Genomic DNA, 25,926 nt, shown 5'->3' with positions numbered 1-25,926 from the left:
TGGAGGGCCGCACCATGTCGACTTCTGCAATCTCCGGCGGCGTATCGACGCCCGCCGCGGCGTCCGACGAACAGCTTGCTGCCGCGGGGCGGGCGCTTTCTATCCCGCCCGTTTCCGCAGCGCAGACGATGCCTTATCTCGACCTCGGCCTCGGGCGGTCAACGGTCGGCCGGCTCGGCATCAGCGCGCCGAAAAATGCCGCCCTGTCAAGCGTCGTCGCTGCGCAGGTGCTGGCCGAAAATGAGAAACTGCGCATTGCGAACGAAGGCACCCGGAACGGCGCCCTCAGCGCACGCATCCGCGCAATCGCGGCCGAGAGCCCCTCTGTGGCCGAAATGCTGGCGAGACTGGAGGACGAGGCCGCCGTCCTTGAGAACGACATCGCGACGCTGGACACGTGGAAGCAGGGGCTTCAGGCCAGACTGCAGACCCGGCAGGCGGAAAGCACGAGCCTCGGCGGCAGGATCGTTGCCGCTCAGGCTGCGGTTGGCACGCAGGCGGAGCGCTTGCGCGACGCCCGGAACCGGCTCACGGCGCTGGACAGCGGCGCCACGCAGGCCGAACGGCAAGCCATCGAGAGCGAAATCGCCGCGCTGACGGACGGCCTCGTCCCGCTGGAGGCAGGTCTTGCCGCACTCAACGGAGAAAAGGAGCGCGCGGATGCGGACATCGCAAATCTCGATGCCGGCCTGACGGCCACTATCGACGAGATCGCCCGGCAGGAGGCCCTGCTCGCGGGCAAGAACGCCGAGTTCCAGTTCCTCCAGGCAGGCGGCACGCCGACGAATGTTTCCGCGGAGAAGGCGCAGTTGCGGAACCGGGTTCTGTCCAATGGCGCTTCCGCCGCGCTGAACGACCTTATCCTCGAAAAGATGCTTGAGGAACTGGATGCCGCCGAGCGCGCCGCGAACCAGCCCGTCCATTGGGGCCACACGGCCGAGGAGCGCGCCACCCAGTATCAGGACAACGGCGTCAAGCGCCGCGCGGCGGTCTACGGCGACGCCCGCTCGCCCGACATCGCAAGGCATGCGGAGCGTCTCGCGCTTTCCGTCGGCGGCATCATCGATGCGCTGTCCATGCTGACCGCCGATGTGTCGGAGAACAGGAATACGCGGGTCCGCCTCGACCTTTGACGAATGGCTGAGCCCGCCGGACGGACTATCTTCCCTGTGAAGGACGTGCGATAATTCTGCGTATACCGGTCGTCGCAAATGCGGGTGCGGTTTTCCGCACGCGCAGATGCAGAAACCGGATATCGGCGCATCGCGCGTGACAGACGCGCTGTACCGCGATGACATGGGAGGAGGCACGCCGGTGAATGCGACGAGGCACCATTCCGGTCCAACGGAAGACGACGCGCGTTCCAAGGCCGCCGCGCCGACGTTCACCCCGTTTCGCCTGCCCCTGATCTGGACCGCGCTGGCTATGGATGCATCCGGCCGCATGGCGACCGCCATGGCGAAGAGCCTTTCCGAACTGGCCGCCGTCGAAGCCGAGAAAAGTGCCTGCATCCTGCCGGACTGGACGACCGATCACAAGGTGGCGCTCGAACTCGAAGCCGTGACCTTGCGGGAGTTCGCGCGGGGAGAGCGCCGCGGCCCGGCCACGCTCATCTGCACGCCGCTCGCCTTCGTCCGCGCGCTGATCGCGGATTTCGCGCCGGGTCATAGCGTCGTCGCCAGCCTGCTCGACGCCGGCCTGTCCGACACGTTCGTCATCGATTGGCGGTCGGCGACCGACGAAATGCGGAACAAGTCGCTCGACAGCTATTTCAGCGATCTCAACGTTGTCGTCGACCATCTCGATCCGCCGGTGCATCTCATCGGCCTTTGCCAGGGGGGCTGGATGGCGCTCGCCTATGCCGCCCGCTTTCCCGAGAAGGTCGACAAGCTGGTGCTCGTCGGCGCGCCGGTCGACATGAGCGCGCAGACGACGCGCCTGACAACCCTTTCCGCCGGGATACCGCTCGCCGTGGTGGAGCGGCTGGTGGCGCTCGATCGCGGCATCGTCGAAGGCGCCCGCTTCCTCAAGTTCTGGGCGCCGGCGGGAATCAACGACGAATACGCCGCCATGTCGCTGCAACTCGGCGCGGATGCGTCGCCAGCGCAGCGCGCGGCGCTCGTGGAGCGCTTCACGCACTGGTTCGGCGCGACCATCAACCTGCCGGGGCGGTATTTTCTGGACGTGGTGGGCAGGCTGCTCCAGAATAATGGGCTTGTCAGCGGCGACTTTCAGGTGCTCGGCGTTCCGATCGATCTGAAACGGGTCCGTTCCCCGGTGACGCTGATCGCGGCCGAGCAGGACGAGGTGGTCGGCAGTGAACAGCTCTTCGCCGCCGAGCGCTTCATCGGCACGGCGAAGGCAGATATCCGCAAGATCATCGTGCCGGGCAACCACCTCGGCCTGTTCGTCGGCGCCGACGTCAACAGGAACATCTGGCCGGGCGTCGGCCAATGGCTCGCCGACAACTGATCGCGGCGGCGCGGGCGTCAGTCCGTCTCGACGCGGGAAACGAGCAGCTTGTCGACCCGCCGGCTGTCCATATCGACAACCTCGAAGCGCCAGCCCTGCCACGTCACCGTGTCGCCGACAGAAGGGATACGCCCCAACTCGTGCAGGAAGAAGCCGGCGATGGTGTGGAAGTCGCCGGTCTGCGGCAGGTCGCGCAGTCCGATCCGGTCGAAAGCCTCGTGCGCGGGCATCATGCCGTCGATAAGCAGTGAACCGTCGGCGCGCTCCACGACGGAGGGCTCCTCGTCGTCGACACCGGGTAGCTCGCCGGCGATGGCTTCCAGCAAGTCGGTCTGCGTGATGATGCCCTCGATCCCGCCGTATTCGTCGACGATGACCGCAAGCCGCACGGGCTTCTGCTTGAACTGTTCGAGAATGCGCAGGAAGGGCGTTGCCTCGTGCACCACCAGCGGCTCGCGGGCCAGGCGCGCGACATCGATGCTCCGGTGGTCGAGGGCGTTGTCGAGCAGGTCCTCCTTCAGGACGATGCCGATGACCTCGTCAAGCTCGCCGCGGCTGACGAGCAATTGCGCGTGGCGGCATTCGCGGATGGTCTTGAGTATTTCCTCGGGCGGATCGTCGGCATCAACCCACTCAATATCGAGCCGCGGCGTCATGAAATCGCCGATTCGCCGGTTGCTCAGGTTGATCACCCGCTCCACGACTTCGAGCTGCGCCTGCTGCAGAACGCCCGCGCGCTGGCTCGCGGCCATGAGCAGCTTCAGTTCCTCCGGCGAATAGTTCGATGCCGGCCCCTCGCCGGCGTGCAGCCCGACGAGCCTGAGCACCAGGTTGCCCATGCCGTTCAGCGTGACGATGGCCGGGCGGAAGATGAGCTGGAAGATGGCGAGGGGCTGCACCACGGCGAGCGCAGTCGCCTCACTGCGCTGGAGTGCGAGGCTCTTGGGCGCCAACTCGCCGAGCACGATATGCAGCGCGGTAATGATGGTGAAGGCGATGACCACGGCCAGCGTGTGGGAGCCGATGGAGGCGAGGTTGCCGGGCAGGAAGGCCAGCAGCGGCTCGATCAGGTGCGCCAGCGCCGGTTCGCCGATCCACCCCAGCGCCAGCGACGATATGGTGATGCCGAGCTGCGTAGCGGCGAGATTGCCGTCGAGGTGATCGATGGCCTTCTGCAGCGCCGCGGCGTTGCGCTGGCCTGACGCCACGAGTTCCGCGACCCGGCTGCGCCGGACAGCGACGAGTGAGAACTCTGCGGCGACGAAAAATCCGTTGGCGAGGACGAGAAAAAAGACCGCGGCAAGTCTGATGACATCGGTCCAGCCAGCTTCAACGCCTGCCATAATCTCCTCGGGCCTGTCCTGCGTCGGCGGCGGGGACGCGATCGGAGGGATCGCGGACGCCGGCCGTCCAACCATCATGCGAGGCTCGCAGCCTACGCTGCCGCCGCCGGATGTTTATGGACCCACAAATATCCCGAACAGATGACAGTCGTCGCTCACGTGCCGGCGGCAGCATTGCACGCGCGCAGGGTGGCGCGCAATATCAAGCTTGGCCGGTGGAGGTTGATAATTCGTCGGCCAGCGGGTGCAGGTCCCGCACCATTGCCTTCATGCGCTCGTCCAGAACATGCGTATAGATCTGCGTCGTGGCGATGTCAGCGTGGCCGAGCAATTCCTGCACCACGCGCAGGTCCGCGCCGTTGTGCAGGAGATGGCTGGCGAAGGCATGGCGCAGGACGTGCGGGCTGACACGCTCGGGCGAAAGCCCCGCCTGCGCGGCAAGGTCCTTGAGGTCGCGGGCGAAGGCCTGGCGCGTGAGGTGGCCGGAGGCGCTGTCGGCGGGGAACAGCCAGCCGGCGCGCGCGCCACCGTGCACGCTCTCGCGCAGCGCGAGGTAGATTCGCGCCGCGTCACGCGCCGCATCGGTGAGCGGCACGAGGCGCTCCTTGTCGCCCTTGCCGCGTACGATCAGGAAACGCTCGCGTGTGCGGGCGGCCGCGACGGGCAGGGAGACGAGTTCCGACACGCGCAGGCCCGTCGCGTAGAGCATTTCCAGCAGGCAGGCCATCCGGGCGCGGGTCAGCCGCCGGGCCGGCGGCAGCGCCTCGTCGTCCACGCCGTCGTGCGCGCGCGCCAGCAGCCGGTCGACCTCCGCCACGGACAGCACCTTGGGCAACGCCTGCCCGCGCTTCGGCCCGTCGATTGCGGCGGAGGGGTCCGTGCGGCAATGGCCCTCGCTGTAGAGGAAGCGGTGGAACTGGCGCACGGCGGAAAGCTTGCGCGCCGCCGACGTCGCCTTCAGGCCGCGATCGTCCAGTTCGGCGAGGAAGGCGCGAATCGTGTCGGCGGCAGCGTCGTCCGGAGAGCGGCGATGCGCCTTGAGGAAGGCGGTATAGTCGTCGAGGTCGCGGCGATAGGCGTCCAGCGTGTTGCGCGAGGCGCCCCGTTCGGAGGCGAGCATGTCGAGGTAGAGCGCAACGGCCGCTGCGGTCGAAAGGGGGGCAAGGGGGTCTGCGCGCATGAGGAACGGCCGGGCAATGGAATCAGCGGTTGAGGCGTTCGGCGGGAATCGAGACCGACATCTCGCGCTGCTGCGGGGTGACGAACGTCGCCAGCGCGAACATGCCCGCATAGCCGAGGCCGGCGAGGATCCCCAGGGTGACGAGAAGGCGAAAGAGTGTCGGCATGGTCGCTCCTGGCCCAACACGGCGATGACGACGGGTCCGGGGATCGCAGCCCCACGGGACGCCAGGCTGCTTTTATCCCATGTTAGTAAACAAGCGATGATCGACAAACATCGCCATCTGACGCATTCTCCCGTGCGGGATATTTGCCGGCATGGCTTGCTGGAGGGAGAAAGGACAGTCGGGTGAGGGCGCACAGGGGCCCGGACGGGGGCGTCCGGAAATGACAGCAGAGGAATCACGGGAAGGCCTCTCCGATCCGGAAACAGAGGACGCGGCGGACGCAGGTTCCTCTCGCGACGACCCCGGACGGGAGCCGGCGTCTTCCGAACACGCCGCCCGGCCGATGGCGCCGGAGGAGGCGCAGGTTGCCCGGCAGATCCGCGACCGGCTCGGCAAGCGGACGATCACGCTGATCGGCATGATGGGGGCGGGGAAAAGCACCATCGGCCGTCGCCTCGCCCAGCGCCTCGACCTGCGGTTCGTGGACGCCGATACGGAGATCGAGACCGCCGCCGGCATGTCCATTCCGGATATCTTCGCCACCCACGGCGAGGCCCATTTCCGCGAGGGCGAGAAACGGGTGATCGACCGGCTGCTGCAGGAAGGGCCGCAGGTGCTGGCGACGGGCGGCGGCGCCTATCTCAACCCGCAGACGCGCGCGCGGATCGCGGAATCGGGGCCCGCCATCTGGCTGAAGGCCGACGCCGAGACGCTGATGCGCCGCGTGCGCAAGCGCCCGACCCGGCCGCTGCTCCAGACCGACGATCCGGAGGCAACCTTGCGGCGGCTGATGGACGAGCGTTACCCGATCTATGCGCTCGCCGAATTCACGGTCGTCTCGCGCGAGGTGGCGCACGAAGTGATCGTCGACGAACTTGTGGCGCTTTTGGACGCCAGTCTGTAATAACCGGGGCCGGCGGTACAGGCGTTTGCGTCGTATCGCCGGCCCGGCAGACCGGCCCCTACTGGAGACACAGCGACCATGACCGATGCCCCCGTTCCGCCCGTATCGCAGCCCGGTGCCGGCGCGGCCGCCGTCACGACGGTGCCGGTGGCGCTGGGGGAGCGCTCCTACGACATCCTGATCGGCCGCGACATCTCCGCCTTCGCGGTGCGTCGCGTCGCGGCGCTGGCGCCGGGCGGGGCGGTCGCCATCGTCACGGACGAGACGGTGGGCGCGCTGCATGGAGCACGAATCGCGGCTGCCCTCGAAGAGCAGGGCCTGCGGGTGGCGCGCGTCACGGTGCCGCCGGGCGAGGGCAGCAAGTCCTACGCGCAGTTCGCAGCCGTCTGCGATGCGATCATCGCGGCGAAGATCGAGCGCGGCGACCTTGTGCTGGCGCTGGGCGGCGGTGTCGTCGGTGACCTGGCGGGCTTCGCGGCCGCCTCTGTGCGCCGGGGCGTGCGTTTCGTGCAATGGCCGACGACGCTGCTGGCGCAGGTCGATTCGTCGGTGGGCGGCAAGACGGGCATCAACTCGCCCCACGGCAAGAACCTCGTCGGTGCCTTCCACCAGCCCTCGCTCGTGGTGGCGGACATGGCGCTGCTCGATACGCTGAGCGAGCGCGAGTTCCGCGCCGGCTACGCCGAGGTGGTCAAATACGGGCTCATCGACGACCCTGCGTTCTTCGCCTGGTGCGAGCAGAACGGCAATGCCGTCTTCCAGGCCGGGGAGGCCTGCGCCCGCGCGGTGGCGACAAGCTGCACCGCGAAGGCGGCGGTCGTGGCGCGCGACGAGCACGAGAACGGCGACCGCGCCCTGCTGAACCTCGGCCACACCTTCGGCCACGCGCTGGAGCGCGCCTGCAACTACGACGGCGCCAGACTCGTGCACGGCGAGGGGGTGGCGATCGGCATGGCATTGGCGTTCCGCTTCTCGGTGAAGCTCGGCCTCGCCAACGGGCAGGACGCGCAGCGCGTGGCCCGCCATCTCGAAGCCGTCGGCCTGCCGACACGGCTGCAGGACGTGCCGGGCGACATCGGGGACGCCGACAGCCTGCTGGAAGCCATGGCGCAGGACAAGAAAGTGCGGCGCGGCGCGCTCACCTTCATTCTGGCGCGCGGCATCGGCGAGAGCTTCATCGCCCGGGATGTGGCGCGGGAGGATGTGCGCGCCTTCCTGGAGGACGAGTTCGCCAATGCGCGATAGACGGACGCCGCCACCGCCGGGGGCGCTTCTGTCCCGCGTCCTCGGCATGCTGATGCTGGCGGTGCTCCTGACCTTCGGCGCACTCTCCGCCGTCATCGCCGACGACGTCCGTAGCCCCGCTGCGGCGCCGGCCAAGGCATCCTCCGGCAAGGCCGCGGCCGACGCCAAGCCCGTCAATGCGCCCGCTCCAGCCGAAGTTCTGAACGCCGCCCGCACACAGCTGGAAGGGCTGGAAAACCGGCTCGCGTCCGAAACGCCGTCGGAGGACGAACTGCTTGAAATGCGCGGCCAGGCGGGCGAAACGGCAACGCGCATCCGCGCCGTCGTCAACGACCTGTCGCCCCGGGCGGCCGCCATCAACGCCCAGCTCGCGCAGCTCGGGCCGCGCCCGGCGGAAGGCGCGCCGCCGGAGGCCGAAACGACGGCACGCGAGCGCGAGGAGCGGGAGCGCAACCTCGCGGAGCTGCAGGCGGGCATCAGCCTGGCGGAGGCCCTGCTCGTCCAGACAGCGCAATTGACCACCGCGATCAACGACCACCGCCGCCTCGTCTTCGCCAACGAGCTGTTCGAACAGCGCCCGAGCCTGCTCAGCCCGTGGCTGTGGAAGGAGGCGATGGCCGGCGTGCCGGAGGCGCTGGAAACGGCCCGCGGCCTGTTCGGAAACTGGCTGGGACAGGCCGCCGAGCGGACGCGCAGCGGCAGGGCGGCGGCCACGCTCGCCTCTCTCGCCGTCTGGGCCGGCCTATACCGGCTTCAGCGCCGCTTCCTGCCCCAGCTCACGCATCGCGATCGGGAGGAGAAGAATCCGGAGCGGCTGCGGCGCGTCATGAAGGCGCTCGGCCTCATCATCGGCGTGACGCTGCCGTTCGTTGCCGCGATCATCACCCTGTTCATGGCGCTCGACGCCGAGGGCCTGACCCAGGGGCGCATGGAAACCATCGTCGTCGGCCTGCTGCTCAGCGTCGGCTTCATCTTCTTCATGCGCGCCCTCACACGGGCTCTGCTCGCGCCAGGGCTGCCGTCATGGCGGCTGTTCGCCCTCGATGACGACACTGCGATGTGGCTCTATCGGGCCAGTGCGACGCTGACCGTCGTGCTCGTGGTGGGCAATCTGCTGCAGGACATCGTCGCGGCGATCGACTCCAATCTCGCGCTGGTGGCGCTGGCCGACGGCCTTGCCGCGTTCTCGTTCGCCGTCGTCATGTTCGTGACGCTGCAGGGGCTGCGGCGGCGCACCAAGCCCATCGAGGAGGACTTCGGCCCCTACGTGCCTTCGGAGCCGCAGCTCTGGAGCCTGCTGCGGGCGGCGGCGTGGCTGGCGACCTTCGCCATCATGCTGGCCGCACTGACGGGGTTCATCGCCTTCGCGTCGTTCATCGTCGATCAGGTCGTCTGGGTTTCCACCGTCGTGGGGCTGTTCTTCCTGCTGACCACGCTGATCGACGAGATCGCCATCGAGATGCCCCGGCGCAACTCGCGCGTCTCGCTTGTCCTGCAGACGAGCGTCGGCTTGCGCCGGCGCACGCTGGAGCAGATCGGCATCCTGTTCTCGGGCGTGATCAAGCTCATCCTGATTGCGCTCGGCGTCATGCTGATCCTCGCGCCGTGGGGCGTGGAATCGAACGACGTCTTTTCCTCCCTGCGGTCCGTGCAGAACGGCTTCACCATCGGCGAAGTGCGCATGTCTCCGGTGGAGATCCTGGGCGCGATCATCACCTTCGCGGTGACGCTGACGGTGAGCCGCATCATCCAGCGCTGGCTGTCCGCACGCTTCCTGCCATCGACGGGCCTCGACGTCGGCATCCGCAACTCGATCGCCACCGGCGTGGGCTATGTCGGCTTCTTCCTCGCCGTGGGGATTGCCTGCACGCAGCTCGGCCTAAGCCTGGACCGGGTGGCGATCGTCGCCGGCGCGCTGTCGGTCGGTATCGGTTTCGGCCTGCAATCCATCGTCAACAATTTCGTCTCCGGCCTCATCCTGCTGTGGGAGCGCCCCATCAAGGTCGGCGACTGGGTGGTGGTTGGCCCGGAGGAGGGATACGTCAAGCGCATCAACGTGCGTGCGACCGAAATCGAGACATTCGACCGCGCGGCCGTGATCGTGCCGAATTCCAGCCTCGTGTCGGGAACCGTGAAGAACTGGCTTCACCGCGACAGGCTGGGGCGGCTCATCGTTTCCATCGGCGTGAGCTATACCGCCGATCCGGACGAGGTGCGCGAACTGATGCTGGCCTGCGCGAAAGCCCATCCGCAGGTGCTGGACACACCCGCGCCCCACGTGCTGCTGATGGGCTTCGAGCCGACGATGCTGCGCTTCGAGCTGCGCTGCTTCATTCCCAACGTCGAGAACAGGCTGACAGTCTCCAGCGATCTCAGGTTCGCCGTACTGCGGACGCTGCGTGAGCGCGATCTCGTACCCGTGCGCCCGATGGTGTGGGAAGAGTGGAGGTTCGGGCGCGCCACACGGGCGGACGACGAGGGCGGATACAATCACCATCACGGACAGGACGATACAGGAGCGGCGACAACGTGATCATGGCGGGATTTTCCTTGACGAAGGCCGCACTGCTGGCCTGCCTTGCGCTGGGCCTTTCCTCCTGCGCGGAAAAGCCGCCGGTAACGGGCGTCGCGCCCTTCTACCGTCAGCTCGACCGGCAGGGCGCGGCGGTAGACGCCAACGCGGCGGCGGAAATCCTTTCCGCATACCGCCGCAACCACGGGCTCGGACCGCTCGCCGTCGACCCCGCGCTCACCGCCTTGGCACAGGCGAGCGCGTCCTCCGCCGCGCGCGCCGACAAGCCGGCGTCGGCCGATGCCCTGAAGGCACGGTTGACGGCGGCCGGGGTGAAATCGCCGGGCATCAATCTTTCCGCCGGATACAGGACATTGGCCGAGGCATTCTCCGGCTGGCGTGAATCGCCGCAGCACAACCGCGTGCTGCTGCAGAACCCGGCAACCCGCTTCGGCATCGCGACGGCCTATGCGCCGGGCTCGAAGTACAAGGTGTACTGGGCGCTGGTGGTGGCGGGACCGTGACGGCCGAGCGACTCGCAAGGATATCCGTTTCATGATATATGAATATCCGAAGGAGATATCTGCCATGGCGCTTTTCATCCGCGACGCGGAGGTGGATGCCCTTGCGGAGGAGGTCCGCAAGCTCACCCGAGCCAAAACCAAAACCGAGGCCGTTCGCGATGCCCTGCAAGCCCGGCTTGCCGAGGCGAGGCGTGGCATGCCGTTAAGGGATCGCCTTGCGCGTGCCCGGGCGCTGGCCGACGCAATGGGGGCGAGCGATCCCGCCTTCGACATGAAATCCTACACGGACGACATGTGGGACAACGCCTGATGTTCGTGGATGCGTCCGCCATCGTCGCCATTCTCGGGCGGGAGCCGGGCCATGTGGAAATCGAAAAGCGATTGGCCCTGGCTGACGGCCCTTTCTTCGTTTCGCCTCTGGTCAGGTTCGAGGCCGCCGTCGCCCTTGCCCGGCAGAAGGCGACGGGATCGGGACCCGCGAAGCCATCGCCGCAGCTCTTGCGGCAGGCGCAGGCGGCCGTGGACGCTTTCGTCGAGGCTCTCGACGCGCAGGAGATTGCCATCTCTCCCGAGATCGGGCAGGGGGCGCTGGAGGCAAGCGCGACCTATGGCAAAGCCGTAGGCCACGTCGCCGATCTCAATTTCGGCGATTGCTTCGCCTATGCCTGCGCCCGGGCACTGAATGTAGCCCTGCTTTACAAGGGCAACGATTTCACCCACACGGATCTTGCCTGACGCTTCCCGACGAGCCACGCTCGTCGGGAAGCGCTGTCACGCCTCCTGCACCTGATAATCCTTCACGTCCGTGAAGCGTATCTCCGGCCAGCGCTCGATCTCGTAGTTGAGCGAGAACGCCGTCGAGGCCATGAACACGGGCGCGCCGTCCAGATCCACGGCCAGCGCCGAGCCATTGGCGTTGATGAACTTGTCCAGTTCCCGCCGGTCGTCGCTGTCGATCCAGCGGCAGACGGAGAAGCGTGTCGTCTCGTAGTCGATCGGCAGGCCGTATTCGCCCATGAGCCGTGTCTTCAGCACGTCGAGCTGGAGTGCGCCGACGACGCCGACGATGGGAGAGGAGCCATCCTGCGGAATAAAGAGCTGGACGACGCCTTCCTCCGCCATCTGCTGCAGGGCCTCGCGCAGCTTCTTGGCCTTCATGGCGTCGGTGAGCTTGATGCGGCGCATGATTTCCGGCGCGAAGGAGGGCACGCCCCGGAACACGATATCCTCGCCCTCGGTCAGCGTGTCGCCGATGCGCAGGGTGCCGTGATTCGGGATGCCGACTACGTCGCCCGCATAAGCCTCGTCCGCGATGGCGCGGTCCTGCGCGAAGAAGAACTGCGGCGCGGAAAGGCTCATGGGCTTGCCGGTGCGCACGAGCTTCGCCTTCATGCCGCGCGTGAGCTTGCCGGAGCAGATGCGCATGAAGGCAATGCGGTCGCGGTGGTTCGGATCCATGTTCGCCTGAATCTTGAACACGAAGCCGGTCATCTTCGGCTCGTCCGCCTGCACCATGCGGGTCTGCGCCTGCTGCTCGCGCGGCGGGGGCGCGAATGCCCCCATCGCGTCGATGAGGTCGCGCACGCCGAAGTTGCGCAGCGCGCTGCCGAAGAACACAGGCGTGAGATGCCCCTCGCGGAAGGCGGCAAGTTCGAACGGCTGGCAGCCCTCGCGCGCCAGTTCGATCTCCTCCAGCCACGCATCGCGCTCGTATTCGGGCACGAGCCCCGCAACGGCGGGATCGTCCGGGCCGCTCACGGAAATGGCCGGACCGTCCTTGTCGATCTGCCGGATGGTGTTGTGCGCGAGGTCATACGTGCCCGCGAAGGTCTTGCCCCGGCTGATCGGCCAGTTGATGGGCGCGGTGTCGAGCGCCAGCGTCTTCTCGATCTCGTCGAGCAGGTCGAACGGGTCGCGGATCTCGCGGTCGAGCTTGTTGATGAAGGTGACGATCGGGATGTCGCGCAGGCGGCAGACCTCGAAGAGCTTGCGCGTGCGCGCCTCTATGCCCTTGGCCGCGTCGATCACCATCACCGCCGAATCGACGGCGGTCAGCGTGCGGTAGGTGTCCTCCGAAAAGTCCTCGTGGCCCGGCGTATCGAGCAGGTTGAAGACGTGGCCGTCATATTCGAACGTCATCACCGAGGTAACGACCGAAATGCCGCGCTCGCGCTCGATCCCCATCCAGTCGGATCGGGTCTGGACGCGGTTCTTCTTGGCCTTGACCTCGCCGGCAAGCTGGATCGCGCCACCGAAAAGCAGGATCTTTTCGGTCAGCGTGGTCTTGCCGGCGTCCGGGTGGGAGATAATGGCGAAGGTCCTGCGAAGGGCCTCCGGGGAAGATTTGTCGTTCATAGGATGCTGAATTGATGACGGAAAGCCGCTTGTCGCGCGAAACGGCCCACAATGCAAGCGGCGCGTGTTCCCGTCGTCTCACCTTCCGGTGCGCAGCTTCTCCAGCAGCGCGACCGTCGGGTAGCCATCAGCGGGCAGACCGTAGCGGAGCTGGGCCTCGCGCGTGCCGGCGCGCGTGTCCGCACCGATCATACCGTCGACCTTGCCCGCGCCGAAGCCGCGCGCGTTGAGCAGGCGCTGCAGTTCGCTGACCTGCTGCGGCCCCAGATGGTTGATCTTGCCACCACGCCGCACGGGCGGCGCTCCGTCGAGCCTGTTGGCGAAATAGCCGACCGTGGTCACGTAGATAAAGGACTGGTTCCACTTCAGCAGCACATGGAAATTGGGATAGGCGAGGAAGGCCGGCCCGTCCTTGCCCATCGGCAGCAGCAGGGACGATGAGAGGCCGTCAGCAGGCAGGCGCGAGCCGTCGGCACGGGTGACGCCGAGGCTCGCCCAGCGCGAGCGCGGTTGCCTGCGGTCGAGACCGGCCTGATCCCACGGCAGCTCCGCCGGCACGCGAACCTCCTCCAGCCACGGCTGGCCGCGTTGCCAGCCGAGCGTCGACAGATAGTTGCCGGCGGACCCCAGCGCATCGGCCGTATCGCGAATGAGGTCGCGCCGCCCGTTGCCGCTGTAGTCGAGCGCGTAGCGATAATAGTCCGAGGGCATGAATTGCACCTGGCCGATCTCGCCCGCCCATGCGCCGACCATCTGCGAGGGCGCGAGGTCGCCGCGTTCAATGAGCCGCAGCGCATCGAGCAACTGCCCGCGGAACAACTCCGGGCGGCGGCAGTCGTAGGCGAGGGTCGCGAGCGACCGCAGCGCGGGGAACTTGCCGTTGTTGGCGCCGAAATCCGTCTCCAGCCCCCAGAAGGCGGCGATGATGGAAGCAGGCACGCCGAACTGCGACTCGATCCTCTGGAAGGTGCCGCGGTGGACGCCGATCTGCTTGCGGCCCTGCTGAAGGCGCCCGGCCGAAACCATGCGGTCGGAGAACTGCAGGAAGCTCTGCCCGAAGACGCCCTGGCCGCGGTCCAGCGAGACGATCTTCGCATCGTAGGCGAGGCCGTCGAGTCCTGCGGAAACGGCGGCCGGCGAGATGCCGGCGGCCTGCGCCTCCTTGCGGACACCTTCGAGCCATTGCCCGAAACCGCCTTCGCGCTGACACGCGGCCTGTGCCGCGCCGACCGATGCGGCAGCGGCCGCGCCCCACACAATCGCGTTCAAGATGAGACGACGCATGATCTCCCCCACGCCCAGCCTGTTCGGCCGCAGTTTGGCAGATGCGTCCACGCGGTCAAGAGGGAACGATGGCGATGCGCCGGACGGTCAGCGGCCGAACAGCCGCGGACCGAGCAGATGCAGGACGAGGCCGACCGACGAGAGCGCGATGCCGGCAATGCTCACACCGGCCCATCCCCCATACTGCCACGCCAGCGTGCCGATGGCGGAGCCCGACGTTCCGCCGATGAAATAGGCGGTCATGAAGATGGTATTGACGCGGTTGCGCGCATCGGGCTGAAGCGCGAAGATCCGTGTCTGACTGGTGATCTGGACGCCTTGCAGGCCAATGTCGAGGAGGATGACGCCCGCCACGAGGCCGACGATGAGATGGCCGCTCACGCCCATGAGCATGAACGCCGCAACCATCAAAGCCATGGCGCTGCCGACGATGATGCGCGGCCGGACACGGTCGGCGAGGCGGCCCGCCACCGTGGCCGTCAACGCGCCGAACAGGCCGATGAGGCCGAACAGCCCCGCCACCGACGGTCCGTAGCCAAGCTCCGGGCTGGCGAGATGGGGTGTCAGCGTCGTCCAGAATACGTTGAAGGCGGCGAAGGCGAAGGCAGCGACCAGGGTCGCCTCGCGCAGCACCGGCTCCGCCTGCCACAGCGGCAGCAGGGAGCGCATCAGCGCGCCGTAGCCGAGCGAGGACGTCGCGTCGAGCTTCGGGAAAGCGACGCGCACCAGCCCCGCCACCAGCACCATGATGATCGCCGCGATCGCGAACATCGCCCGCCAGCCCGCGAATTCGGCGATGACACCGGCGAACGCCCGCGCGCCCAGGATGCCGGTGAGCAGGCCCGACATGATGACACCGATGACGCTGCCGCGCCGCTCGGGAGAGGCAAGGGCTGCCGCCATCGGAATGATGTACTGGGCGGGAATCGATAGCACGCCGACGAAGAAGCTTGCCGTCAGCAGGAGCGCGAACGTGGGCGCGAGGCTCACCGCCACCAGCGCCACGGTCAGCAGCAGCATGATGCGCAGGATGAGGCTGCGCCGCTCGAAGCGGTCGCCCAGCGGCGCGAGCAGCGCGAGGCCGATGGTGTAGCCCGCCTGCGTCGCCGTGGCGATGAAACCGGCCGACGTCTCGGGCACCCCGAGGTCGCGCGCCATGAGCACCATCATCGGCTGGTTGTAGTAGATGTTGGCGACGGCGAACGCACAGGCGACAGCCATCGCAAACACCGTGCCGAAGCCCATCGGACGCCTGACGGGCTCGGCGGCCCCGGCAACAGTTTGGGCAACCGTCATGGTGAAGGCTCGCGCTGATGGAAGCGGCGACGACCGCCGCGCGCGGAAGGTGCAGGCAAAAGCGCGCCGGCGCAATCCCCCGCAGTGCATGGCGGATGCGCATGGTGCGTTTGCTGGCGCCCGCGCGTCAGATATCCAGATTGGCGACGTTCAGCGCGTTGTCCTGGATGAACTCCCGGCGCGGCTCCACCACGTCGCCCATCAGCTTGACGAAGATGTCGTCGGCCGCAGCGACCTCGCGGACGCGCACCTGCAGCAGCGAGCGGTTGTCGCGGTCGAGCGTGGTTTCCCACAACTGGTCCGGGTTCATCTCGCCGAGGCCCTTGTAGCGCTGCATCTGCAGCCCCTTGCGGCCGGAAGCGGTGACGCTCGCGAACAGGGAAACCGGGCCGGTGACGATGCTCGTCTCGCCCTTGCGGGTCAGCGCCGCCGGCTTGCCGTAGGCGTCCTGCAGGTGCGGCGATACCTCATCGAGACGGCGGGCATCGGCGGATTCCAGCAAGGCGAGGTCGAGCAGCGCCACCTGCTTCACACCGCGCACCGTGCGCGAGAGCACGAAGCCGTCATCCGTGGCGCGGCCTTCCCAGCCGCGCTCGGTCTCATCCGAGATCGCGTCGAGGCGGCGGGCGAGATAGGCCGCAGCCTCGCCGGCCTTCTCCGGGTCGTCCAGCAGCTGCGGGCGTAGCGCGCCGGCGATGGCCGCCTGCTCCACCACGACGCGGTTGTAGCGCGTATGCAGGTGATCGAGCACATGGCGCACCATGCGCGATTCCTCCACCAGCCTGCGCAGGTCCGCGCCCGCGCGCTCCTCGCCGCTGGCGACCTTGAGCACCGCGCCTTCGGTACCGGCCTCGATCAGGTAGTCCTCCAGCGCGCGCTCATCCCTCAGGTATTGCTGGGATTTGCCGCGCGTCACCTTGTACAGCGGCGGCTGGGCGATGAAGATATGGCCGCGCTCGATGAGTTCCGGCATCTGGCGGAAAAAGAACGTCAGCAGCAGCGTGCGGATGTGGCTGCCGTCGACGTCGGCGTCCGTCATGATGATGATCTTGTGGTAGCGCAGCTTCTCCGGCTTGAAGTCCTCGCGCCCGATGCTCGTGCCGAGCGCCGTGATGAGGGTGCCGATTTCCTGGCTGGACAGCATCTTGTCGAAGCGCGCCCGCTCCACGTTGAGTATCTTGCCTTTCAGGGGCAGCACCGCCTGGTACTCCCGGTTGCGGCCCTGCTTGGCGGAGCCGCCTGCCGAGTCGCCCTCGACGAGGAACAGCTCGGACTTCGCCGGATCACGCTCCTGACAGTCGGCGAGCTTGCCGGGCAGGGAGGCGACGTCGAGCGCGCCCTTGCGGCGCGTCAGCTCGCGCGCGCGCCGCGCCGCCTCACGGGCAGCCGCCGCCTCGACCACCTTGGTCATCACGACCCTGGCGTCGGCCGGGTTTTCCTCGAACCACGTTGCCAGCGTCTCGTTCAGCACGCTCTCCACCACCGGGCGCACCTCGGAAGAGACGAGCTTGTCCTTCGTCTGGGAGGAAAACTTCGGATCGGGCACCTTGACGGAGACGATGGCGGTGAGGCCCTCGCGGCAGTCGTCGCCGGTCAGCGAGACCTTTTCCTTCTTCGCGGTGCCGGACGATTCCGCATAGCCCGTCACCTGCCGGGTGAGGGCGCCGCGGAAGCCCGCGAGATGCGTGCCGCCGTCGCGCTGCGGAATGTTGTTGGTGAAGCAGAGCACGTTTTCGTGGTAGCCGTTGTTCCACCACAGCGCGACCTGCACCTCGATGCCGTCGCGCACGCCCTGCACCACGATCGGCCTGGCGATCAGCGGCTGCTTGGTGCGGTCAATATAACGGACGAAAGCCTCGATGCCGCCCTCGTAGTGCAGTTCCTCCACCTTGCGCTCCGCCGAGCGGTTGTCGGTGAGGACGATGCGCACGCCGGAATTGAGGAAGGCGAGTTCGCGCAGGCGGTGTTCCAGCGTGGTGTAGTCGTACTCGGTCATGGAGAACGTTTCCGTGCTCGCCAGAAACGTCACCTCCGTGCCGCGCCGGCCGGCCGCCTCGCCGACGACGGCAAGCGGCGCCACTGCCTCGCCACGGCGGAACTCGATGAAATGCTCCTTGCCGCCACGCCAGATGCGCAGCTTCAGCCACGTGGACAGCGCGTTGACGACGGAAACGCCGACGCCGTGCAGGCCGCCCGACACCTTGTAGGAATTCTGGTCGAACTTGCCGCCGGCGTGAAGCTGGGTCATGATGACCTCGGCCGCCGAAATGCCTTCTTCCGTATGGATGGCGGTGGGAACGCCGCGCCCGTTGTCGGTGACGGTGACGGAGCCGTCGGCATTCAGCGTCACCGTGACCAGATCGGCATAGCCCGCCAGCGCCTCGTCGATGGCGTTGTCCACGACCTCGTAGACCATGTGGTGCAGGCCGGAGCCGTCGTCGGTATCGCCGATATACATGCCCGGCCGTTTGCGAACAGCATCGAGCCCCTTCAGCACCTTGATCGAGTCGGCTCCGTATTCATCAGGCTGAAGCTCGCGGGCGGGTTCGGACATTACGCTTCCTTGCGGTATGCACGCCATCGGGGCGTGAGAACATGAACTTGCGCCGGGACCGGGGCCCGGCACGGGCCGGGATCCGGCCGGTGACCGAATCGTCACACGGCTGCCTTGCTAATGTAATGATCGGGACACGAAAAAGCACCCGTCACAGACGATTTCATCATCCGGTCCCGGTGCTTAACATCTGTAATGTGCGCCGCCGGCCGGTCAGCCGAGGCGGCCGAGAAACTGGCCGAGCCGCATCAGCCCTTCCGGCCACGGCCCATGGCCGGAAGCGGCGTTGAGATGGCCGACTTCTCCGGCGTCGACAATCTGCGCCCCCCAGTCGAGCGCTATTTCCTGCGCGCGGGAAAATGAGCAGAAAGGATCGTTGCGGCTTGCCACGAATAATGACGGAAAGGGCAAGGGCTCTGTCGGAACCGGCCCGAAGCGGGCGACCTCCGCCGGCATGCCTTCCGCCTGCTCGGCATCCGGCACCGCCACCAGGAAGCCGCCGATCACCTTGCCCGACGCGAACTCCGGCGCCGCATGGGCAGCCGTGAGCGCACCCAGGCTGTGGGCGACAATGACCGCCGGCCGCGTCGTCGCCGCGACGGCCTGCACGAGCGTACCCACCCATGCCTCGCGATCGGGCGCATTCCAGTCCACCTGCGCGACGCGCGTAGCCGTCGACAGCCGATCCTCCCAGCGGGATTGCCAGTGACCTTCGTCCGAGCCGGAAAGCCCCGGCACGATCAGCACGTCGCATTCAGAAATGCGCATCACGATTCTCCGAACACCCGCCGGAAGATGGTGTCGACGTGCTTGAGGTGATAGCCGAGGTCGAAATTTTCCTCGATTTCAGCTTCCGAAAGAGCGGCACGGACATCCTTGTCGTTTTTCAGCAGCGTCAGGAAATCGCCTTCCCCGCGCCATACGGGCATGGCGTTGCGCTGCACGAGCCGATACGCATCCTCACGCGAGATGCCCTTCTGCGTCAGCGCCAGCAGCACCCGCTGAGAGTGCACCAGCCCGCCGAGCTTGTCCAGATTGGCCTGCATATTCTCCGGATAGACCACCAGCTTGTCGATGACGCCGGCGAGCCGCGCCAGCGCGAAATCGAGCGTCACCGTCGCATCCGGACCGATCATGCGTTCGACGGACGAATGCGAGATGTCGCGCTCGTGCCACAGTGCGACGTTCTCCATCGCCGGCAGGGCGTAGGCGCGCACCATGCGGGCAAGGCCGGTGAGGTTTTCCGTCAGCACCGGGTTGCGCTTGTGCGGCATGGCCGAGGAGCCCTTCTGCCCCTCGGAGAAATACTCTTCCGCCTCATAAACCTCGGTGCGCTGGAGATGGCGCACCTCGACGGCGAGCCGCTCGATGGAGGAGGCGATCACCGCGAGCGTCGCGAAATACATCGCATGCCGGTCGCGCGGAATGACCTGCGTCGAGACGGGCTCGACCGCGAGGCCGAGCTTGTCCGCCACATAGGCCTCCACGGACGGATCGATGTTGGCGAAGGTGCCGACCGCGCCCGAAATGGCGCAGGTCGCCACCTCGCGCCGCGCCGCCACGAGCCGCTCGCGCGCGCGGGAAAACTCGGCATAGGCCTGCGCCAGCTTCAGGCCGAAGGTGACCGGCTCGGCATGGATGCCGTGCGAACGACCGATGGTGGGCGTGAGCTTGTACTCGAAGGCGCGCCGCTTCAGCGCGGCGAGCAGGGCGTCGAGATCGGCGAGCAGGATATCCGCGGCGCGCACGAGCTGGACGTTGAGGCAGGTGTCGAGCACATCCGAAGAGGTCATGCCCTGATGCACGAAGCGTGCCTCCGGGCCGACGATTTCGGCGAGATGCGTCAGGAAGGCGATGACATCGTGCTTGACCTCGCGCTCGATGGCGTCGATGCGGGCGACGTCGAACGTGGCCTCCGAGCCCTTTTCCCAGACGATCTCCGCCGCTTCCTTCGGCACGACGCCGAGATTGGCGAGCGCGGTGGTGGCATGCGCCTCGATCTCGAACCAGATGCGGAACTTCGTCTCCGGCGACCAGATGGCGACCATCTCGGGGCGGCTGTAACGCGGGATCATCTCTTTTCCTTACGCAGTATTCGTCAGATCCATTCACCAATAGCGGATTCAGCCGCCTTGCGAATGGCGGAAATATTGTCGGCATACGCCGCAGCGCCGCCCCTGAACACGGCGGAACCGGCGACGAGCGCCCGCGCGCCCGCGCGCGCCACGGCTGGCGCGGTCTCGCTGGTGACGCCGCCGTCGACCTCGATGACGACCGGGCGCTCGCCGACCAGCGCGCGCACCTTCGCCACCTTCTCGACCGCGGAAGGAATGAAGGACTGGCCGCCGAAGCCCGGATTGACGCTCATGACGAGGATGAGATCGACATCGTCGAGGACGTGTTCGAGCACGCTCACGGGCGTCGCCGGGTTGAGCGCCACGCCCGCCTTCTTGCCCAGGCCGCGGATGGCCTGCAAGGTGCGGTGGAGATGCGGCCCCGCCTCGGCATGGACGGTGATTATGTCCGCGCCCGCTTCCGCGAAGGCCGGCAGGTAGGGATCGACGGGCGCGATCATGAGATGCACGTCGAGGATTTTCGGGGTCAACGGCCGGATGGCGCGCACCACCTCCGGACCGAAACTGATGTTGGGGACGAAATGGCCGTCCATGACATCGACATGCACCCAGTCCGCTCCCGCGCGGTCGATGGCCTGCACTTCCTCGCCGAAACGGGCAAAATCGCTGGCGAGGATCGAAGGGGCGATGAACAAGGACGACATGCTGCGCACCGGATGACACATTCAGGGAAACACGTCAGGCGCGTAGCATGTCAGTGGGCGGAGCGCAATGCGCCGCGCCGGAAGGCAGGCGCGCTCCCGGCGCAGACGCTCATCCGGCGGCCGATGCGGCTGCGCGGACCCGCGCCCCGCGGCCCGGGATCATGCGGCTCGCAACATCGTCGCGCCAGACGAACCGGTGCACCAGCACCATGCCGACATGGCCGGCGATCAGCGAGAGCAGCACCCAGGCGAGCACACCGTGCAGCGCGTTCGCCGGCGCCATGAGCCACGCGATCTGCTCTCCCGTCGCGGGGAACAAGGGAATGCCGAAAGGCTGGAAGCCGCGCCCGGAGCCGTAAGCGCGCATCAGCGCCAGCGCCGGCACGATGAACATCAGCGCATAGAGGGCGAGATGCCCCGCTTTTGCCAGCAACCCGAGCAGTCCCGGCTCGTAGGCAGGGCGGCGTTCCCGATTCGCGAGCCCCCATAGAAGCCGTGCGACGATCAGGACGAAGAGGAGGGCGCCCAGTGGCGCGTGCGTGCCGACGAAGAGGGAAACCAGCGGCGCGCGCCCGAAGGCGACGCGGGCGGCCATGCCCGTGAACTGCCACAGAAGCAGGCCCGCCATCACCCAGTGCAGGATGCGGCTTACGAGGCCGTATTTCTCTCGCGTATCGCGCCATTCCATCGCCGTCGTGCTCCGACATTTCAGTAGCTGCCGAATCCGCATGGATTCGGCAGCTGTCTAACAGAGCCCGACAGCTGCGCCGAATAACAATGACGTGTCGGGCCGGTCAGTCCGCGCCGCGCCGCTCCCAGAACACCGCGCCGTCGAAGCTGAACACAGGCTCGCCCCGGGCGTTGGTAGCCGAGTTCACGGTGCTGACGATGCCCCATCCGGGCCGGGAGGACGAGATGCGCTTGTCGGCGACACGGCTGTGATAGGTCAGCACGTCGCCGGCATAGACAGGGCGCCGCCAGCGCAGGTTGGTGAAGCCCGGGGAGGGGCCCAGCCGGCCGACTTCCGCGCCCGCCTCCCGCGCGCGGCGCGCCTCGGCCCTCCGGTGCGCCACCGTCAGCTTCATCCACACCGACGCGGTATGCCAGCCGGAGGCGCACAGCCCGCCGAAATGCGTCTCCCGCGCCGCGTCGGGGTCGGTGTGGAAGGGCTGCGGATCGAAGGCCCGCGCGAAACGGATGATTTCCTCGGCGGAGAAATGATGGCTGCCGATCGACGCCGTGTCGCCGATCTCGAGATCGTCGAACCACACGCGCGCAGGGATGTCGGGCGCGCCGCCGGGCTGCTGCGCCGCGTCGGCCGCCGGGCTCTCCTGCGTGCCCTGCGACGCCGGCGCGGGCTCCCCGTTCAGGTTTTCGGCGTTCCGGTTCTGCCACGCCTCGCGGCGGCCGAACATCACCCAGCAGTCCTGCCGGTAGACGGTTTCGTCCTTCTGGTTGAACACGTCGAAGACGAAGTTGACGAGCCCCATCTCCGGGCGGCTGCGCGAGGTGCGCGTCTCGGCGATGGTCTGGCGCAGTTGCAGCGTGTCGCCCGGCAGCACCGGCCGCACCCACAGCCCCTGATCGACGCCGGGCGAGCCCATGCTGGAGGAGCCGGCGAGCACATTGTCGTAGAACATGCGCATGGCGATGGAACAGGTATACCAGCCGGAGCCGATCAGTTGCCCGGCGAAAGTCTCGCGCGCCGCCTGAGGGTCCACATGCATGGGCTGGGCGTCGAACTCCTGCGCGAAGGCGACCATGTCGTCCTCGCCCACGGTTCGCTTGCCGTAGGTGGTGACGTCACCGGCGACGAAGTCCTCGAAAACATTGGCAGGCATCTTTCACCTCTTGCACGCTTCCGTATGCCGACGGCTGGCCCCGCCGTTCCCTAACGCTTGTTTGTTTCTTGCTACACCAGTGTGAAGGCGGCCACAAGAGCGCCCGCGACGAGCGACGCGACCGAGACGGCGGCAATCAGGAGGCCGTAGCGCCGCGATCCGAGCGCGACACTATAGACCATCTTGGCGATGATATTGGTCGTGATCGCCGCCAGAATCGCCAGCTCGCGCGTGCCCGCCGATAGCGTGGCGTCGGTGAGACGGGTGATCGACAGGATGACGGAATCGATATCGACGAGGCCCATGATCACGGAGACCACGATCGTTCCCCTGTCGCCGAAGGCCGCGGCCGCCACGCGCGCGGCGACGGTGGCGAAGGCGATGACTGCGGCGAGCTTGAGCACCGAGCCGATCTCGAACGGATTTTCCGGGCCGGGCGCTTCGCCGTCCACGGGCAGGGCGCCGTTCGCATCCGGCACGCTCCTGACCGCGCAGACGAGCGCCGCGCAGACGAGCACGACGGCGATGCCGGCGAGTGCCGGCAGCAGCGTCGACAACATGGCGGGCGCAAAGAGCATGACGAGCACGATGCCGCGCGCGACCGACACGGCGCTCGCGGCCAGCGCGCCGGCGGCGACGGTCTGGACCGGCGCCGTGCCGGACACTGAATCGCGCGCCGACGTCAACGCCACCGCCGTCGATGAGACGAGGCCGCCGGCGATGCCGGCGATCAGCGGCCCGCGCGAAGTGCCAAAAAGGCGCACCGCGGCATAGCCGACGAACGACACGCCGGCGAGCGCGATCGCGAACACCCAGATCTCGGCGGGATTGACTGTGTTGAAGGGATCGATCGTGTGGTTCGGCAACAGCGGCAGCACGATGAAGGCCATCGCGAGCAGAAAGATCGCCGAACGCAGTTCCGGCCATGTCAGCCGGGCCACGAAGGCGTGCAGGGTCTCGCGGCTCGCCAGCACGACGGTGAGGGCGATGGCCGCGCCCCCGGCCGTCGCGGGATCGCCCAGAACGGCGAAGCACCCGAGCAGGAACGTCGCCTGCCCCGCGACCACGCTGGTGACGCTGAAATCGTGCTCCTCCTGCAACTCGCGCCATTTGAACAGGCCGAGGACGGCGGAGAACGCCAGAAAGACCGCGCCGGCCAGGATGGCGGCGGAGAGCGACGGCGCCGGCGAGGCCGCCTGTGCCACCGCGCCGGTGAGGCCGCCAAGCAGGCCGGTGATGCCGAAGGTGCGGATGCCGGCCGTGCGCGCGCCCGGCGCCTCTTCACGTTCGCGCCAGTGCCGCTCCGTGCCCACGAGCAGGCCGATGGCGAGCGCGAGGCCGAGCTGGAACAGGAGCGATTCCGTGTTCATCGGTGCGGCTTCAGCGCTGATCGTCGCTGGAGACGACGAGTTCGACCCTGTCGGCCGCAAACGCCGTCTGGGCGAGCAGGATCGGCACACCGTCCACGCAGACATCGACGCCGGTGGCGGTGATGACCAGCCGGCCGGGCGCGAGGTTCAGGTGCGCCGCCTCCTCACCGGTCGCCGTGCGGGCGGAAATGCGCGTCTCCAGTCGCCGGTAGTCGGCAACGCCGCAAGCAGCGAGCGCCGGCGTCACCGCCAGATGGCTGCGGTAGGTGTCGACGAACGCCGCGAAGCGCGGCAGCGGCATGTACATCACGCCGCAGGAAACCGGCGTGGCGTCCGCGAAGCGCCGGGACCTCACCGCCAGCACCGGCGAGGCCGCCGCCACCGACAGGGCGCGCGCGACCAGCGGAGTCGCGGGTATTTCCTCCGCGCCGAGAAACTCGCCACCGGGCTCCAGATGCTCCCGCAGGATGTTTTCGGAGAAGCGGGTGCGCGGACCGATGGGATAGGAGAGAGGCCTGTTCTCGACAAAGGTGCCGCGCCCCTGATTCGCCCGCAGCAGTCCCCGCTCCGCCAGCGCCGCCAGCGCCCGGCGCACCGTGTGGCGGTTGACGCCGAAGCGCGCCGAAAGCTGCGCCTCCGTCGGCAGTTGCGTGCCGGGCGCAAGACGCTGCGTCGCGATATCCGCCTCGATCTCGTCAGCGATGCGCCGCCAGGCCGCCACGCCCTCGCCGCGCACGAGCGGCGAGGCAGGCGGCTCGAAAATGCCGCCGAAAGCCGGGGCTTCGTTTCCTGTCGTCATCTGCCGGTCGTCCATTTCCCATACGTTCCGATACTCGTTCCGCCGCTCAGACCGCGCCGGATGACGCTGTCACCAAACCTTCATTGGATTCCCGGATCGAGTTGTCTATAAATAGAGACAAATTCAACCGTCGGGCAACCCCCGCATCGAACCGCAGCGGCGTTATCGTTCCTGATCTCGCTGTCACCTGCAATATCAAATGACGAAAAATGGCTGACGCTGAAAACGATAATACCGACTCTGCCGGGCTCAGGGCCCGGCGACGGGTCATGGCGCTGTGCGCCGCGGCAACACGGAGCGATCTTCAGGCGGTACTCGGCACGCTCGCGCCGATATCTCCCGCCGCCGATCTTCGCGTCCCCGAAACCGGGCTCGTGATGGTGCAGGGGCGCATGGGCGGCGACGGCGCTCCCTTCAACGTGGGCGAGGCCACGGTGTCGCGTGCGGCCGTCCAGGTCGGCGAGCGCAGCGGCTTCGCCTACCATCTGGGGCGCGACCAGACGAAGGCGCGGCTGGCGGCCATCGTCGACGCCCTGTGGCAGGACGACAACCGCCGCGCCGCCGTGGAGACCGCCCTTGCCGAAGTCGAGGCGCGTCTTGAGGCGCAGGCCGCGGTGCGCGCCGCGCAGACAGCGGCGACGCGGGTCAATTTCTTCACCATGGTGCGGGGAGACGACTGATGACAGCCACTCTCCCATCCGGCGCCGGCTTCACGGATGCCGTGGGCCAGACGCAGGCTCTGTTCCGCGTTCTCATGGACGCCATGGCGCGCCCGGGCAGCATCGGGCGCATGCCGTTCGATCTGGCGCCGCCCGCGCCGCTGACGCCGGAACTCGCGGCGATCGCGCTGACCATGGCGGATCAGGAGGCTTCCCTGTGGCTCGATCCGGGCCTGTCGGCAGTCGATGCCGTGGCCCGGTATCTGCGTTTCCACACGGGCGCGCCGCTCACTGACGATCCCGCGCAGGGCGCCTTCGCGCTGATCGGCGACCCGCGCCACATGCCGCCGCTCGACGCTTTCGCGCAGGGGCTGGAGGACTATCCCGACCGCTCGACGACGCTGGTGATCGCGGTGGAGGAACTCGCCGCCGCGACACCGGACAATGCGCGCGCCTTCGTGCTCGAAGGTCCGGGCATCGCGAAGCGGGCGGCGTTCATCGCCTCACCGCTGCCGGACGATTTTCGCGCGCAGCTGCAGCGCAACCGCGCACGCTTCCCGCGTGGCGTCGATTGCCTGTTCGCGTGCGCGGGGCGGATCGCCGCCATTCCGCGTTCCTCGACCATCATCGGAGGGGTGTGACC

General features: G+C 67.6%; 24 protein-coding genes. 10 read left to right on the top strand and 14 right to left on the bottom strand.

Annotation, left to right across the window (positions count from 1 at the left end):
* Nucleotides 1-14: 14 nt before the first annotated feature.
* Nucleotides 15-1,133, top strand: coding sequence for a coiled-coil domain-containing protein (locus ACFFJ7_RS08895; protein WP_377591821.1), 1,119 nt, complete (start codon nucleotides 15-17; stop codon nucleotides 1,131-1,133).
* Between the two features lie 181 nt (nucleotides 1,134-1,314).
* Nucleotides 1,315-2,472, top strand: a complete 1,158-nt coding sequence (locus ACFFJ7_RS08890; RefSeq protein ID WP_377591820.1) for an alpha/beta fold hydrolase — start codon at nucleotides 1,315-1,317, stop codon at nucleotides 2,470-2,472.
* 17 nt (nucleotides 2,473-2,489) lie between these two features.
* Here the strand turns inward: ACFFJ7_RS08890 and ACFFJ7_RS08885 are convergent, their stop codons facing one another.
* The 3 genes from ACFFJ7_RS08885 to ACFFJ7_RS08875 form a co-directional block, all read right to left on the bottom strand.
* Nucleotides 2,490-3,815 (bottom strand): hemolysin family protein, encoded by a 1,326-nt coding sequence (locus ACFFJ7_RS08885; RefSeq protein ID WP_166952931.1) that lies wholly within the window; start codon nucleotides 3,813-3,815, stop codon nucleotides 2,490-2,492.
* 202 nt (nucleotides 3,816-4,017) lie between these two features.
* The gene (gene xerD, locus ACFFJ7_RS08880; protein WP_377591819.1) at nucleotides 4,018-4,995 is read right to left on the bottom strand and encodes a site-specific tyrosine recombinase XerD; all 978 of its coding nucleotides are present in this window, start codon (nucleotides 4,993-4,995) and stop codon (nucleotides 4,018-4,020) included.
* Between the two features lie 22 nt (nucleotides 4,996-5,017).
* Nucleotides 5,018-5,161 (bottom strand): histidine kinase, encoded by a 144-nt coding sequence (locus tag ACFFJ7_RS08875; RefSeq protein WP_166952925.1) that lies wholly within the window; start codon nucleotides 5,159-5,161, stop codon nucleotides 5,018-5,020.
* A gap of 220 nt (nucleotides 5,162-5,381) precedes the next feature.
* Between ACFFJ7_RS08875 and ACFFJ7_RS08870 the strand changes: the two genes are divergently transcribed.
* The 6 genes from ACFFJ7_RS08870 (at nucleotide 5,382) to ACFFJ7_RS08845 (ending at nucleotide 11,081) form a co-directional block, all read left to right on the top strand.
* The gene (locus tag ACFFJ7_RS08870) at nucleotides 5,382-6,065 is read left to right on the top strand and encodes a shikimate kinase (protein WP_377591818.1); all 684 of its coding nucleotides are present in this window, start codon (nucleotides 5,382-5,384) and stop codon (nucleotides 6,063-6,065) included.
* A 78-nt stretch (nucleotides 6,066-6,143) separates the two neighbouring features.
* Complete coding sequence (aroB, locus tag ACFFJ7_RS08865; RefSeq protein WP_377591817.1) at nucleotides 6,144-7,310, top strand: 3-dehydroquinate synthase; 1,167 nt, start codon at nucleotides 6,144-6,146, stop codon at nucleotides 7,308-7,310.
* Nucleotides 7,300-9,843: a DUF3772 domain-containing protein gene (locus ACFFJ7_RS08860; RefSeq protein ID WP_377591816.1), complete on the top strand. Its 2,544-nt coding sequence runs from the start codon at nucleotides 7,300-7,302 to the stop codon at nucleotides 9,841-9,843. Before aroB ends, ACFFJ7_RS08860 begins: the two co-directional genes overlap by 11 nt.
* Nucleotides 9,844-9,860: 17 nt before the next feature.
* Nucleotides 9,861-10,346 (top strand): CAP domain-containing protein, encoded by a 486-nt coding sequence (locus ACFFJ7_RS08855; protein WP_343042559.1) that lies wholly within the window; start codon nucleotides 9,861-9,863, stop codon nucleotides 10,344-10,346.
* 64 nt (nucleotides 10,347-10,410) lie between these two features.
* Nucleotides 10,411-10,656 carry a type II toxin-antitoxin system VapB family antitoxin gene (locus ACFFJ7_RS08850; RefSeq protein WP_166952913.1) on the top strand — a complete coding sequence of 82 codons (246 nt, stop codon included), beginning with the start codon at nucleotides 10,411-10,413 and terminating at the stop codon, nucleotides 10,654-10,656.
* Entirely contained in the window at nucleotides 10,656-11,081 is a 426-nt protein-coding gene (locus tag ACFFJ7_RS08845) for a type II toxin-antitoxin system VapC family toxin (RefSeq protein WP_166953408.1), read from the top strand. Before ACFFJ7_RS08850 ends, ACFFJ7_RS08845 begins: the two co-directional genes overlap by 1 nt.
* A 36-nt stretch (nucleotides 11,082-11,117) precedes the next feature.
* Here ACFFJ7_RS08845 and ACFFJ7_RS08840 read toward each other — a convergent pair whose 3' ends face one another.
* The 11 genes from ACFFJ7_RS08840 to phnF all read right to left on the bottom strand — a co-directional run bounded on the left by ACFFJ7_RS08840 (nucleotide 11,118) and on the right by phnF (nucleotide 24,624).
* Entirely contained in the window at nucleotides 11,118-12,701 is a 1,584-nt protein-coding gene (locus ACFFJ7_RS08840) for a peptide chain release factor 3 (protein WP_377591815.1), read from the bottom strand.
* A 78-nt stretch (nucleotides 12,702-12,779) separates the two neighbouring features.
* On the bottom strand, nucleotides 12,780-13,985 hold the full coding sequence (locus ACFFJ7_RS08835) for a lytic murein transglycosylase (RefSeq protein ID WP_166952907.1): 1,206 nt from the start codon (nucleotides 13,983-13,985) through the stop codon (nucleotides 12,780-12,782).
* 87 nt (nucleotides 13,986-14,072) lie between these two features.
* Entirely contained in the window at nucleotides 14,073-15,281 is a 1,209-nt protein-coding gene (locus tag ACFFJ7_RS08830) for an MFS transporter (protein ID WP_377591812.1), read from the bottom strand.
* Nucleotides 15,282-15,408: 127 nt separating this feature from the next.
* Nucleotides 15,409-17,835: a DNA topoisomerase (ATP-hydrolyzing) subunit B gene (gene gyrB / locus ACFFJ7_RS08825; protein ID WP_377591809.1), complete on the bottom strand. Its 2,427-nt coding sequence runs from the start codon at nucleotides 17,833-17,835 to the stop codon at nucleotides 15,409-15,411.
* A 213-nt stretch (nucleotides 17,836-18,048) separates the two neighbouring features.
* Complete coding sequence (locus tag ACFFJ7_RS08820) at nucleotides 18,049-18,603, bottom strand: RBBP9/YdeN family alpha/beta hydrolase (RefSeq protein ID WP_377591807.1); 555 nt, start codon at nucleotides 18,601-18,603, stop codon at nucleotides 18,049-18,051.
* Nucleotides 18,603-19,910 (bottom strand): adenylosuccinate lyase, encoded by a 1,308-nt coding sequence (gene purB / locus ACFFJ7_RS08815; protein ID WP_166952895.1) that lies wholly within the window; start codon nucleotides 19,908-19,910, stop codon nucleotides 18,603-18,605. Before purB ends, ACFFJ7_RS08820 begins: the two co-directional genes overlap by 1 nt.
* Before the next feature lie 23 nt (nucleotides 19,911-19,933).
* Entirely contained in the window at nucleotides 19,934-20,614 is a 681-nt protein-coding gene (gene rpe, locus ACFFJ7_RS08810; protein WP_377591804.1) for a ribulose-phosphate 3-epimerase, read from the bottom strand.
* Between the two features lie 109 nt (nucleotides 20,615-20,723).
* The gene (locus ACFFJ7_RS08805; RefSeq protein ID WP_166952889.1) at nucleotides 20,724-21,302 is read right to left on the bottom strand and encodes a cytochrome b; all 579 of its coding nucleotides are present in this window, start codon (nucleotides 21,300-21,302) and stop codon (nucleotides 20,724-20,726) included.
* Between the two features lie 106 nt (nucleotides 21,303-21,408).
* A complete protein-coding gene (locus ACFFJ7_RS08800) occupies nucleotides 21,409-22,455 on the bottom strand; it encodes a MaoC family dehydratase (RefSeq protein WP_377591802.1) in 1,047 nt (348 codons plus the stop codon).
* Nucleotides 22,456-22,526: 71 nt separating this feature from the next.
* Nucleotides 22,527-23,825, bottom strand: a complete 1,299-nt coding sequence (locus ACFFJ7_RS08795) for an MgtC/SapB family protein (RefSeq protein WP_377591800.1) — start codon at nucleotides 23,823-23,825, stop codon at nucleotides 22,527-22,529.
* A 10-nt stretch (nucleotides 23,826-23,835) separates the two neighbouring features.
* The gene (phnF, locus tag ACFFJ7_RS08790; RefSeq protein ID WP_377591797.1) at nucleotides 23,836-24,624 is read right to left on the bottom strand and encodes a phosphonate metabolism transcriptional regulator PhnF; all 789 of its coding nucleotides are present in this window, start codon (nucleotides 24,622-24,624) and stop codon (nucleotides 23,836-23,838) included.
* Between the two features lie 209 nt (nucleotides 24,625-24,833).
* Between phnF and phnG the strand changes: the two genes are divergently transcribed.
* Nucleotides 24,834-25,304 carry a phosphonate C-P lyase system protein PhnG gene (gene phnG / locus ACFFJ7_RS08785; RefSeq protein ID WP_377591795.1) on the top strand — a complete coding sequence of 157 codons (471 nt, stop codon included), beginning with the start codon at nucleotides 24,834-24,836 and terminating at the stop codon, nucleotides 25,302-25,304.
* Nucleotides 25,304-25,924 (top strand): phosphonate C-P lyase system protein PhnH, encoded by a 621-nt coding sequence (gene phnH, locus ACFFJ7_RS08780; protein ID WP_377591793.1) that lies wholly within the window; start codon nucleotides 25,304-25,306, stop codon nucleotides 25,922-25,924. The genes phnG and phnH overlap by 1 nt, the downstream gene beginning before the upstream one ends.
* Nucleotides 25,925-25,926 lie beyond the last annotated feature (2 nt).

Source organism: Pseudochelatococcus lubricantis, assembly GCF_042432495.1.
Lineage (GTDB): Bacteria > Pseudomonadota > Alphaproteobacteria > Rhizobiales > Beijerinckiaceae > Pseudochelatococcus > Pseudochelatococcus lubricantis.
This window is presented reverse-complemented; position numbering and strand designations above follow the sequence as displayed.

What these genes read in the sequence shown, in the direction of transcription:
- ACFFJ7_RS08895 (WP_377591821.1), top strand. Translation starts at nt 15, where the DNA reads ATGTCGACTTCTGCAATCTCCGGCGGCGTATCGACGCCCGCCGCGGCG.
- ACFFJ7_RS08885 (WP_166952931.1), bottom strand. Translation starts at nt 3,815, where the DNA reads ATGGCAGGCGTTGAAGCTGGCTGGACCGATGTCATCAGACTTGCCGCG.
- xerD (WP_377591819.1), bottom strand. Translation starts at nt 4,995, where the DNA reads ATGCGCGCAGACCCCCTTGCCCCCCTTTCGACCGCAGCGGCCGTTGCG.
- ACFFJ7_RS08875 (WP_166952925.1), bottom strand. Translation starts at nt 5,161, where the DNA reads ATGCCGACACTCTTTCGCCTTCTCGTCACCCTGGGGATCCTCGCCGGC.
- ACFFJ7_RS08870 (WP_377591818.1), top strand. Translation starts at nt 5,382, where the DNA reads ATGACAGCAGAGGAATCACGGGAAGGCCTCTCCGATCCGGAAACAGAG.
- aroB (WP_377591817.1), top strand. Translation starts at nt 6,144, where the DNA reads ATGACCGATGCCCCCGTTCCGCCCGTATCGCAGCCCGGTGCCGGCGCG.
- ACFFJ7_RS08860 (WP_377591816.1), top strand. Translation starts at nt 7,300, where the DNA reads ATGCGCGATAGACGGACGCCGCCACCGCCGGGGGCGCTTCTGTCCCGC.
- ACFFJ7_RS08850 (WP_166952913.1), top strand. Translation starts at nt 10,411, where the DNA reads ATGGCGCTTTTCATCCGCGACGCGGAGGTGGATGCCCTTGCGGAGGAG.
- ACFFJ7_RS08845 (WP_166953408.1), top strand. Translation starts at nt 10,656, where the DNA reads ATGTTCGTGGATGCGTCCGCCATCGTCGCCATTCTCGGGCGGGAGCCG.
- ACFFJ7_RS08840 (WP_377591815.1), bottom strand. Translation starts at nt 12,701, where the DNA reads ATGAACGACAAATCTTCCCCGGAGGCCCTTCGCAGGACCTTCGCCATT.
- ACFFJ7_RS08835 (WP_166952907.1), bottom strand. Translation starts at nt 13,985, where the DNA reads ATGCGTCGTCTCATCTTGAACGCGATTGTGTGGGGCGCGGCCGCTGCC.
- ACFFJ7_RS08830 (WP_377591812.1), bottom strand. Translation starts at nt 15,281, where the DNA reads ATGACGGTTGCCCAAACTGTTGCCGGGGCCGCCGAGCCCGTCAGGCGT.
- gyrB (WP_377591809.1), bottom strand. Translation starts at nt 17,835, where the DNA reads ATGTCCGAACCCGCCCGCGAGCTTCAGCCTGATGAATACGGAGCCGAC.
- ACFFJ7_RS08820 (WP_377591807.1), bottom strand. Translation starts at nt 18,603, where the DNA reads ATGCGCATTTCTGAATGCGACGTGCTGATCGTGCCGGGGCTTTCCGGC.
- purB (WP_166952895.1), bottom strand. Translation starts at nt 19,910, where the DNA reads ATGATCCCGCGTTACAGCCGCCCCGAGATGGTCGCCATCTGGTCGCCG.
- rpe (WP_377591804.1), bottom strand. Translation starts at nt 20,614, where the DNA reads ATGTCGTCCTTGTTCATCGCCCCTTCGATCCTCGCCAGCGATTTTGCC.
- ACFFJ7_RS08805 (WP_166952889.1), bottom strand. Translation starts at nt 21,302, where the DNA reads ATGGAATGGCGCGATACGCGAGAGAAATACGGCCTCGTAAGCCGCATC.
- ACFFJ7_RS08800 (WP_377591802.1), bottom strand. Translation starts at nt 22,455, where the DNA reads ATGCCTGCCAATGTTTTCGAGGACTTCGTCGCCGGTGACGTCACCACC.
- ACFFJ7_RS08795 (WP_377591800.1), bottom strand. Translation starts at nt 23,825, where the DNA reads ATGAACACGGAATCGCTCCTGTTCCAGCTCGGCCTCGCGCTCGCCATC.
- phnF (WP_377591797.1), bottom strand. Translation starts at nt 24,624, where the DNA reads ATGACGACAGGAAACGAAGCCCCGGCTTTCGGCGGCATTTTCGAGCCG.
- phnG (WP_377591795.1), top strand. Translation starts at nt 24,834, where the DNA reads ATGGCTGACGCTGAAAACGATAATACCGACTCTGCCGGGCTCAGGGCC.
- phnH (WP_377591793.1), top strand. Translation starts at nt 25,304, where the DNA reads ATGACAGCCACTCTCCCATCCGGCGCCGGCTTCACGGATGCCGTGGGC.